The organism is Rhodococcus sp. T2V (genome assembly GCF_029269925.1).
Lineage (GTDB): Bacteria > Actinomycetota > Actinomycetes > Mycobacteriales > Mycobacteriaceae > Rhodococcus_F > Rhodococcus_F koreensis.
This window is the reverse complement of record NZ_JARJBD010000173.1, coordinates 1-9,367: the sequence shown is the minus strand read 5'-3', so window position 1 is coordinate 9,367 and position 9,367 is coordinate 1. Positions and strand designations below refer to the sequence as shown.

At 66.3% G+C, this 9,367-nt stretch carries 12 protein-coding genes; 5 read left to right on the top strand and 7 right to left on the bottom strand.

Translation table 11 applies throughout. The features are described from left to right. Window positions 1–155: 155 nt before the first annotated feature. The 4 genes from P3H15_RS51795 to P3H15_RS51780 are packed head-to-tail and all read right to left on the bottom strand — an operon-like array spanning window position 156 to window position 2,830. Entirely contained in the window at window positions 156–410 is a 255-nt protein-coding gene (locus P3H15_RS51795; protein WP_276144459.1) for a hypothetical protein, read from the bottom strand. 24 nt (window positions 411–434) lie between these two features. After that, entirely contained in the window at window positions 435–1,832 is a 1,398-nt protein-coding gene (chrA, locus tag P3H15_RS51790) for a chromate efflux transporter (protein ID WP_276144458.1), read from the bottom strand. 60 nt (window positions 1,833–1,892) lie between these two features. Next, the gene (locus P3H15_RS51785; RefSeq protein ID WP_276144457.1) at window positions 1,893–2,324 is read right to left on the bottom strand and encodes a chromate resistance protein ChrB domain-containing protein; all 432 of its coding nucleotides are present in this window, start codon (window positions 2,322–2,324) and stop codon (window positions 1,893–1,895) included. Continuing rightward, complete coding sequence (locus tag P3H15_RS51780; protein WP_276144456.1) at window positions 2,321–2,830, bottom strand: Chromate resistance protein ChrB; 510 nt, start codon at window positions 2,828–2,830, stop codon at window positions 2,321–2,323. The genes P3H15_RS51785 and P3H15_RS51780 overlap by 4 nt, the downstream gene beginning before the upstream one ends. A gap of 181 nt (window positions 2,831–3,011) precedes the next feature. Between P3H15_RS51780 and P3H15_RS51775 the strand changes: the two genes are divergently transcribed. Beyond that, window positions 3,012–3,155 carry a hypothetical protein gene (locus P3H15_RS51775; RefSeq protein WP_276144455.1) on the top strand — a complete coding sequence of 48 codons (144 nt, stop codon included), beginning with the start codon at window positions 3,012–3,014 and terminating at the stop codon, window positions 3,153–3,155. A 248-nt stretch (window positions 3,156–3,403) separates the two neighbouring features. On the opposite strand, the gene P3H15_RS51770 is transcribed toward P3H15_RS51775, so the two are convergent. Beyond that, window positions 3,404–4,087 carry a ScbR family autoregulator-binding transcription factor gene (locus P3H15_RS51770; RefSeq protein WP_276144454.1) on the bottom strand — a complete coding sequence of 228 codons (684 nt, stop codon included), beginning with the start codon at window positions 4,085–4,087 and terminating at the stop codon, window positions 3,404–3,406. A 784-nt stretch (window positions 4,088–4,871) separates the two neighbouring features. Here P3H15_RS51770 and P3H15_RS51765 point away from each other — a divergent pair. After that, complete coding sequence (locus tag P3H15_RS51765) at window positions 4,872–5,540, top strand: hypothetical protein (protein ID WP_276144453.1); 669 nt, start codon at window positions 4,872–4,874, stop codon at window positions 5,538–5,540. A gap of 400 nt (window positions 5,541–5,940) precedes the next feature. On the opposite strand, the gene P3H15_RS51760 is transcribed toward P3H15_RS51765, so the two are convergent. Next, the gene (locus tag P3H15_RS51760) at window positions 5,941–6,783 is read right to left on the bottom strand and encodes a hypothetical protein (protein ID WP_276144452.1); all 843 of its coding nucleotides are present in this window, start codon (window positions 6,781–6,783) and stop codon (window positions 5,941–5,943) included. Then, a complete protein-coding gene (locus tag P3H15_RS51755; RefSeq protein WP_276144451.1) occupies window positions 6,776–7,753 on the bottom strand; it encodes a type IV toxin-antitoxin system AbiEi family antitoxin in 978 nt (325 codons plus the stop codon). The genes P3H15_RS51760 and P3H15_RS51755 overlap by 8 nt, the downstream gene beginning before the upstream one ends. Before the next feature lie 97 nt (window positions 7,754–7,850). Between P3H15_RS51755 and P3H15_RS51750 the strand changes: the two genes are divergently transcribed. The 3 genes from P3H15_RS51750 to P3H15_RS51740 all read left to right on the top strand — a co-directional run bounded on the left by P3H15_RS51750 (window position 7,851) and on the right by P3H15_RS51740 (window position 9,341). Next, a complete protein-coding gene (locus P3H15_RS51750) occupies window positions 7,851–8,315 on the top strand; it encodes a hypothetical protein (RefSeq protein ID WP_276144450.1) in 465 nt (154 codons plus the stop codon). Between the two features lie 99 nt (window positions 8,316–8,414). Then, window positions 8,415–8,654 (top strand): hypothetical protein, encoded by a 240-nt coding sequence (locus P3H15_RS51745; RefSeq protein ID WP_276144449.1) that lies wholly within the window; start codon window positions 8,415–8,417, stop codon window positions 8,652–8,654. 441 nt (window positions 8,655–9,095) lie between these two features. Next, window positions 9,096–9,341 (top strand): AlpA family transcriptional regulator, encoded by a 246-nt coding sequence (locus P3H15_RS51740; protein WP_276144448.1) that lies wholly within the window; start codon window positions 9,096–9,098, stop codon window positions 9,339–9,341. Window positions 9,342–9,367: the final 26 nt, after the last annotated feature.

The following is a 9,367-nucleotide window of genomic DNA, read 5'->3' as shown; positions in this document are numbered from 1 at the left end:
GTCGAGCTGCTCGTGAAACTTCATCCGCATGCGCATCATCATCGTGCACCCCGCACTGCCGGGCGAGCGAACCCCTTTGCCCGAGCACCCGACTTCGCAGAATATTGCCTGGTCCGCCGAGACTCGCTATCGATTCCGCCGGCCCGTCGCACTCGTCAGCGTGGGTCGATGCGATCGAGCGGGTGACCGAGCGGTTCCGGGCGCGGCCGTGCCGCGCTCTCGTAGCGTCCGGTGATGTCGGAGAACTCGTCGGGGTCGTCCGCGCGGTGGTGGGCGGCGACGGCGGCCATGACGGCGAGGACGGCAAGAATCGCGAGCACCACGAACAGGGGGAACCCGCCCTCATCCGGTGCCCCGGTAGGGAGGTGGCCGTCGGCGAGCAGGACGGTGGTCGACGAGAAAGCAATCAATGCAATTCCTTTCGGGCGGGAGGGTCAGGTGACGGGGAGTCCGGTCAGTCCGGCCGTGAGGCCGAGGAGGGCGCAGACCCCGAGGGTGCGCAGGACGGACCAGTGCAGCCGGTAGATCATCACCCCGGCGAGGACCGCGATGATCGCGACGACCGGACGGATGGTGCTCAGGTCGGGAACGAGCAGGTGGATCGGTCCCCAGTGCAGCATCGTGGCGTCCGCGAACAGGGTATGGACGGCGAAGTACAGGGCCAGGTTCGCGATCACCCCGACGACCGAGGCGGTGATCCCGTTCAGCGCCGAGGTCAGCTGTGTGTTGTTGCGGAGCCGTTCGACGTAGGGGGCGCCGAGGAAGATGAACACGAAGCACGGCACGAACGTCACCCACGTGGTGAGCAGCGCGCCGATGGTGGCCGCCACCCACGGATCCAGCTCACCGGGGTTGCGGTAGGCGCCGAGGAACGCGACGAACTGCACCACCATGATCAGCGGGCCTGGGGTGGTCTCGGCCAGACCCAGGCCGCGGACCATTTCACCGGGGGTGAGCCAGCCGTAGGTTTCCACCGCCTTCTGCGCCACGTAGGCGAGGACGGCGTAGGCGCCGCCGAAGGTGACCAGCGCGGTGCCGGAGAAGAACAGCCCCTGCTCGGTGAACACACTGTGCCTGCCGGTGAACACGACCACCGCGATTATCGGGATGGCCCAGGCGATCACGCCGACACCGAGGACGAGGATCGTGCGTCGCAGGCTGGGGGCGTCGGCGTGCAGGGCGTCGTCGGCGATCAGCGGCGGCGCCTCGTCGCTGTCGTCCGCGGGTTTACTGCTGCGGTCGGCGCCATGGGTGCGGCCGATGAGCCAGCCGGCGAACCCGGCGACGGCGATGACGATCGGGAACGGGACCGCGAACAGGGCCAGCGCACCGAAGGCGCAGACCGCGATCACCCAGTGGGCGGGCCGGGTCAGCGCCCGCTGGGAGACCCGGGTGACGGCCTGGACGACCACCGCGAGCACGGCGGGGGCGATGCCGGCGAAGATGGCGAGCACGATGGTGGTGGCGCCGAAGGCGACGTAGATCGCCGCGAGTCCGAGCATCGCGATCATCCCCGGCAGGACGAACAGCACGCCGGCGATCAGTCCGCCGAGGGTGCCGCCCAGCAGCCAGCCGGTGTAGATGGCGAGTTGCTGGGCCTCGGGGCCGGGCAGCAGCATGCAGTAGTTCAGGGCGTGCAGGAACCGTTTCTGCCCGATCCACCGTTTTTCGTCGACCAGGGTGCGTTGCATGACGGCGATCTGCCCGGCCGGGCCGCCGAAGGTCTGCAGCGAGATCAGGAACCACGCCCAGCTCGCCTGCCGCAGCGGGATCAGGTCGCGGCGGCTAGAGCTGGTCGGCGTGGCGCGGGTGGAGGGTTCGTTACTGCTCACGTCGGTCTCCGAAACATGAAAAGTTGAAGTGCGGCAGGAAGAGCGGGCCCCGCTCGATGGTCAGGACGGTTCGCGGCCGGACAGGACACGTTGGCGATGGAACTCGTACAGTCCGTCGAAGATCCGGGTCGCCACCGCCAGGGTCTGGTCGTCGGTACCGGTCAGGGACAGTCCGCGCAGTACCGAGTCCAGGCCGGGGGCGTCGGGGGCGTCGAATTTTCCGTCGTCGATGTCGGCCTCGTGCACGATCTCGGCGATCACCCAGAGCACCGGGTCGGTGATTTCGTAGCGGCGCAGGATCGTCTCGAAGCTGCAATCACCGTGATGGTGCGAGAGTTCGACGCCGCGCATGTCGAAGGCGGTCGCATCGGCCGGGACGTCGGCCGGGTCGGTGACCCACAGGAACTGTGCGTCCGGGTCGATGTTGCGGCGGATCAGCCAGGCGCAGGCGGCGCGGTCGATGTGGATCCCGGCGCGGGTCGCCCACTTCATCGCGGCACCTGCGCTTCCGCGGTGTGGCCGGTCGCTAACTCCGTGAGCGCAGCCTCCGCCCCGTCGCGCGGCGCGGTCGGGAAGAAGGTGCGCTTGTCGATCTCCCGAATCCGGCGACGCAGCTGGGTGAGCTTCTTGGCCCGCCCAGCGGGATCGGGCAACGCTCGTGCGGCCTCGGCGGCGTCGGTGATCTCGTCGTACTCGGCGCCCCGGTCCGCCGACAACTTCGCCCGCATCCGGTCCCGCTGGTCTCGGGTGGTGGGGGCGGCGGTCCAGACCTCCGCCTGCCCGCCCGCCTCGACGACTTCCTCGGCGACCCACTCGAGCTGTTCCCGGGTTCGTGGTGACGCCGGCAGCACCACCACGCCGTCGGCGAGCTGGAACACCCCGTATTTGCGGAGCTTGCGCCACACCGCGATCCGCGGGGTGGACGGCTCGCGGGGGATGCGATACACCAGCATCACCCACTCGTCGGGACGTTCCTCGGGTGTCGGTGTCGGTTCCACACCTTTGATGTAACCACGGTTGCAGATCGGTGTCCACCGGGTGACCCTCAGGACCGGAAGATCCCAGGGGTGGTGATCGAGTCAGCGGAAGATCGTCCACACCGCGGCGGCGGCGAGCGCCACCACGACCACGCCCATCACGACGGTGACGACGAGTTCGTGGTCCGCGAGGAGTTGCTATATGGGAGGAATGTGCGGTTTCGGCGACGGTCAGAGCGAATCGACGAGCACGAGCACCGACAACGGGATCGCGGGCACACACAACCCGGCGCTGATCGAGGCGCACCGGGCGGCCAGCAGGCGGCCAGCAGGCGGCAATCTTTGAGATGGAACGCCGGTATCGCGAAACCGGCGAGCACCGAGGCGACGACCAGCACCGGCAGCGGCGAGGTCAGCGCCACAGCCACACAGCCGGCGGCGGCGGCCGCGAGCCCCCACCACGGCCGCAGGTCATGAGCGTGCAGGACGGAACCGTTGTCCACCGCGCACCTCCAACGCCCTTCGAGCCTAACGCCGTAAACAGTGGACATGCGCGTATTCGACGGTCGCTGCCCCACCCCGCCGACCTGGACCTCAGTTCGTCAGCGCTGCCTGGTCCTGCGCGTCGGATGATCCGGTGACCGGGACGTCGGTGCGGGCAGCCCGGATTCGTTCCATGCCGTGGTGTCGGGTGGTGGGCATGATCCCGGGCAGCAGGAACATCCACATCTCGTCGACCCGCTGCTCGAGGTCGGTGCGGTGGGTGAGGACCTGGGACACGGTCTGGATTCCGGTGAATGCGCCGATGACGAACCGTGCGAATGTGGACGGGTCGATGGTGTCGAGGAGGTCGCCCTCGGCGATAGCGTGGGTGGTCAGGGCCTGGGCAGCGGTGATCCAGTCCAGGTAGGGGCCGGCGGGGCCGCGGTCGTCGGCGCTGAGCTCGAGGGTGATGCGGATGCCGGCCCGCACGATCGGGTCGTGCACGATCTGCCGGGCCATTTCGTGACAGAGCATCACGATCTGCTCGATCGCCGACGCGTCCTGCGCGGCGATGGCCTCGACCGCGGCGATGGAGATTCGGTGTTGTTCGGCGATGATGTGCCGGGCCAACTCTTGCTTGGACCGGAAATGGAAGTACAGGGCGCCCTTCGTCATTCCGGACGCCTCGAGGATCTCACTGAGGCTGGCGCCGTCGAACCCGGACTTGTCGAACATCTCGGCCGCTCCGTGGACGATCTGTGCCCTGGTCACCGCCGCTCGTTGCTGTTGAACCATCTACCGCACCTTCCGTGCCTTTCGTGGGTGAGGCCCGGCGACTCGGGTCGCAACCCCTACAGCCTGCGCGACGCTACCAGCGATACGGGGAATGCAGCGTCCCGCGAATACCCTTCTCCCGCAGGAACATGCACATCACACCGATCGCTCACACAGAACGGACCAGTAACCCCGCTTTATTGATAGGGTCCGATTTGTCATGGTTGGTCACATGACGAGGCGCATCGCTGGGAGGCGATTCGCACGAGGGGTGGAGAGGTGCCGCTCAGCGTTCGGGCGGGGCGGCACCTGTACCCGACCCCCTCGCCGCTTGGCGCTGGCGGCGGGGCTCCCGGCGCCACAGCGCCCAGGTGATGGGCACGCCTCGGCGACAATGCAGGTCCTTACGGGATGCGTTCGCGCATAAGGGCGCGAACGCATCAACCGTCGGGTGCCCTGAGAGTGTGCCAGCAGCGGGACGTCGGTCAGCGCCAGGAGGGCGATGGGTTCAAGGGTGGGCACGGCGGAACCACTAGCGTGCTCAACGGTAAATGCGCCCCTGGTGGCTGCGCCCACCTCACATTTGGTGTTGGTCTCGATATGCCCCGTCCTGGTTCCGATTTGCCTCTGCCTCCGATCATCAGCGCCGGGGTCGGGCTTGTGGTCGACGGTGGGGTGGGCCAGCGCCGCCGGAATACCCAATTCTGTGCGACGACCCAGCACCTCACCGGGCGGTCCGGCGCCCTCGAACTCGCGCTGACCCGGCTCACACGCTAGGGGGTCACGCAGGGCGGGAGGCGTTGCTGTGTCTCAGGTCACATCGAATTGTGGCCGTGATGCCGTCGACGACGGGAAATCGTTCGAGCTGCTCGTCGAAGGACGATGGCGTGCCCAGGTGCTGGATGCGGTGGTGCTCGCGGACGATCAGGAGTCGCACACCGACCGTCCGTCGCTTCAGGACGACCTCGCGCAGACGATCACCGCCCAGGCGATCGAAAAGTTCGCTCGGACGGGCGTGTTCGAGGCGATGCGCGAAATCTGGCCACTGCCCGAAACCCCGCCCACCCACGGACGGGGATTTCGTCGAAGCCGGGGGTCAGGGCAGTCGACGGGCGGCCTCAACACCGGCTCGATGCCGTTCGTCCGGTCGAACTCCTCGGCGGTCGTCACCGTGGAGTTCGCGATGTCGACCTGGTTCGGGTTCGCCCGTTGCGCGATCAGCGTGCGCACGACCTCACCGGCCTCGTCGGGACCGTCCGTGATGAGGCTGATGGTGATCGCGGTCCCCCCGCTCACCCCGCCCGATCGCGGGATCAAACCCGTAGAGCTGATCGAGAGGGTGGTCGAGGTCGCCGCCGGTGAGGGTGTCGAACCGTTCGGCGAGTTCGATGGTGGCGTTGTACATCCGTCGGGGCTCGGTGGCCTCCTTCTGGGCGTGTGCGCCGGGGATTGCGGCGTGTTCGACGGAGGGTAGTCCGATGCCTGTCGGGCGCAAGCGAAACGGGACGCCGGGCTGTTGCCGCGGGCTGCGGGTACCGACCAGGGCGAAGCGGAGGTATTCACGGGTCTGCACCGGGTGAGTGGTGATCGAGAGGGGTTGGATGAGGGGTGTTCGGCCGTGGCTCGAAGTGTCCGGCTCCGGCGTCGGCCGCTCGGGAGGTGTGGGCACGGATTAACCAGTGCCCCAAAGGCATTCACCTGACGGTTCTCTGTGTATCTGCGACCGGTCCACCTGAGGAGGGGTTCCCGCCTTCTCGGCAGGCGAGGCGACGGATTTCGCGAAACGGTCGCCTCTCCGGGCCCTTCCACGCGGGATGCCGTAGGCGTTGTCGTGCGCGAATACGGTGCGTTCGTCGAAGGTGTGGCGATGTGTGTCAGAGGGCGGTGGACCATCCGAGTTGCATGGCGTTGAGGAGTGCGGTGCGGCGATCGAGGTTTGGGCTCCATTCCCGGGGGTCGGTCGCGATGTTCATGAGACGTGGGAGTTCGGCGCTGCGGGATCCGGGCCATCGGCGGTCGAGCTCGGCGACGCGTTCCTTGCCGACCGCTGTGGCGAGGTCTTGTCCGAGTAGATAGGCGGCGGCGTGGGCCTCGTCCATGTCGAACTTGTCGAGGGTGTCGAACCCGTGGACTACATCCGTGTACAGGCGGTCGCTGACGTGGCCGGAGTTGGTGTACCAGAACAAGGCTGTGGCGATGTCGGTGGCGTCCTTGTAATTGTTGTTCTCGCTTCTGTCGAGCCAGGCGGCGAGTTTGAGTGCGGTGTATCCGGGCACTGTGGGGATCTTGATCGATCCCACGGTGGGCAGGGGCAGTTCGTGCGCGCTGGTGAACACTTCTTGGAACGCCCAGACACTCAGGTCTCGGTGCGGGGGGTCGGGGACCACGCCGGTGGGGTTCTCGATGGGGCCGAATGGAACGAGGTCGGTGGGGATGTCTGCCACGGTGTACCGGATTCCGGTGTCGCCGATCTCTGGTAGCCCGTCGACGACCTGCGCGTACGCGTCCCAGTCCGCGATCGCGAAGGCGAGGTCCACATCCTCGGTCGCACGCAGGGTGAATTTGTGCCCTAAGGCGTCGTGGAGCAGGTTCCGGCAGTGCGCGCCGAGGATCATCAGATCGGCGGGTTGCAGGTGGTCGGAGCGTTCTAGCAGTCGGGAGCAGACGAGGTCGACGATCTGGAGCAGTTGTTGGTCGCACGTGGTCAGGTCAAGCATGGTGGTCTCTCCACGTGTCGGCGACTTCGTTCAGTCGGGGGTCGTTCGCGGCGAGCAGGTCGGCGTATACGAGCGGCCAGGGCGCGTTGGTTGGCCCGACCAGCCCCCCGGTGTCGTCGTCGATCGGGGCGTCGTCGGGTTTGGTCCAGAACTTCTGCATCACCGTGACGTTCGGGGGTTGATGGGGCTCGTTTCGCCACCGGTTGACGAACGCCAGCTTCCGGTTGAAGTGGTCGAGGTAGACGGTCAGGGTGGCGGGGCGGTGGATGGCGACTCCAGTTGCGGATTCACCGCTGAGGTAGGCGTCCTGGTCCGGGGACAGCTGGAAGTCGGTCGGGTCATCGGTCTGGAATGTGGAAATCACGAGCTTCTTGCGAAGCCCACGCGGGTACTCAGCGGCCCAGGGCCTGAGCAGGTCGTGGATCTGGTCGGAACGCAGCGGGGTTCCGCGATGAAGGAATCCCGCGTCGTTGAGCATGGAGAGGGTGTCGTGTGCTTGTCCCATCGAGACCCCGGCGGCTGCAGCGATGTCCTGAACTCGCGCCGCCGCCAGATGCGGCCAGGAGAGAAGAGCGAACACAACCTGTGACCGGCGTGGGCTGAAGAGGTTGTGCGCCGACCGTGGCGACCGCTCGTGCCGCACGTTGCCGTCGGAGTCGGACCTCGACCCCGGATCGCGCGGTTTCGGCCGTCTGCCGCGGACGTCGATGTAGACGTCTCCGAACTCGATGTAGGCGTTTCCCAGGCTGTCGATGTACTGGATCCGGAGGTCGCGTAGTGACATTGCGCTGCGTTCGGTAATTCGCTCACCGACCACCAGGACCGGGTAGTGCGCGTCGTCTAGTCGCCGGTGTGCGATCTGCATGAACGTCATCGATGCGGTGAAGACCAGGAGATACTCCTGGGTGTTGCCGTGGCGGGAGAGGATCGCTGTTGCGTCGAATCCGCGGTCTCCATCCGCAGTCTCCATCCAGCGAAGACTGCGGATGGAGACACCGACGTCATGTAGACGCTCCGAGACAGCCTCGAGGCTATCGCGTTCTCGTGAGTTCACCTCGCTCCTCTCCGTGCATTTTCAGTATTCTCATATTTTCAGTCTAAATGAAAATACGCAAAAACTGAAAGGTGCGTCTCCTGCGGCGGGAGAGCGTCGACGAGCGGAGAAAGACGCCGGCTACAACACTGACCTGCGCGAGGTGGTGTATCCGCTGATCGAGTGGGGATGGTTCCGTGACGACGCGGTTGCCTACATCGATTCGGTGATACAGGCCGAGGTCGGAAAATTGGCCTGCACGTTCTGCCCGTTCGCCTTTGCCAACATGACATCTCGACGTGAGGCGTTCGCCCGGTACACCGACGACCCAGGCGTTGGAGCACAAACGCTGCTGATGGAACACCGGGCCCTGGCTCTCAATCCGGCGCAAGGTCTGGTGGGCGGACGCCGACTGGTCGACATGATCCGCGACCAGAAGCTGGCCGGAGTGCTCGACTCATTCGACCAGCTTCTCTCGGAGCAGATACACGCCGTCTAGGACGTCCGACGCATCCTGCATCCGCGCAAGAGTGATCCGGCCAAGCTCGGCAACGCCGCTCGCTCGGTGCGGGCACGCATGCGCGGCGCCCGCGAGGATATGGACGCAATCCCTGCCCGATTGGCCGCGGAGGAGCGGGCGCAGGGCGTGCTCGAGCGCGAGGTCGGCGAGGACGGCATCATGCGCCTGTATAGGCATCGGCGCGGCTCAACATTCCCGACGATCGAGCGACACTTCGTCGTTGCACCGGCCCTCGCGATAGCGAAAGAGCACGGCAACTTCGATCAGTGGTGGGAAGACGCGCTCGCGGCCGGCGCCGCGGCCCGGGCGGCGGCGTAAACCGCTATGGGCGGGAATTGCACCCGGCCGATCCGAAAGGTCGAGTGGTAGGTCGAGTGCTGTCGCAGGGGAGGGGTGCATTTCAGTTCGGGCGCCGCGCGCCCGATGTGTGTGTGGGACGTGTCGTCCTCCCAGATAGATGACTCTTCGTTCCGGGTCGGCATTGCCTTTGGATGCTCCCGATCGCGGTGGCCGGCCGCCGTGAGTCCCGGCACGGTCCCCTCCAAGTGTTTCTAACATTGCAATGTATCGCTGTAATGTTTTCGTACATGGCGCCCTATCGCACGCCGCGGACACGCTCATGGTCATTGCAGCACGCCGTTGTAGGGTCTTTCCCTGAAAGCCCCACCGTGTGGTGCGGTGGGGTAGCAGTGCCCGCAGGAGCGCAACCGAACTCGCACCCGCAGCGCCGACGGGCGGTCAACAGAAGGGGCTCTGTCCATGGCTAATCCACATCGACTGACCACCGATCAGGTCATCGATCTGATCAAGGAGGAAACCGGTACCGAGCTTTCCATCTCGACGTTTCGCGGGTACGTCTCCCGTGGGCAAGCGCCGGCGCCGGTGGAGAAGATCGGCCGCACGCCGCTGTGGAAGCGCTCGGAGATCGTCGAGTGGGCGAATAACAGGCCCGGGCAGGGGGCGCGCACTGACATCCCCAAACCGCGCCGACGCCGCGCCGAGTGATCAGGTGGCCGGTTAGGTGACACCCG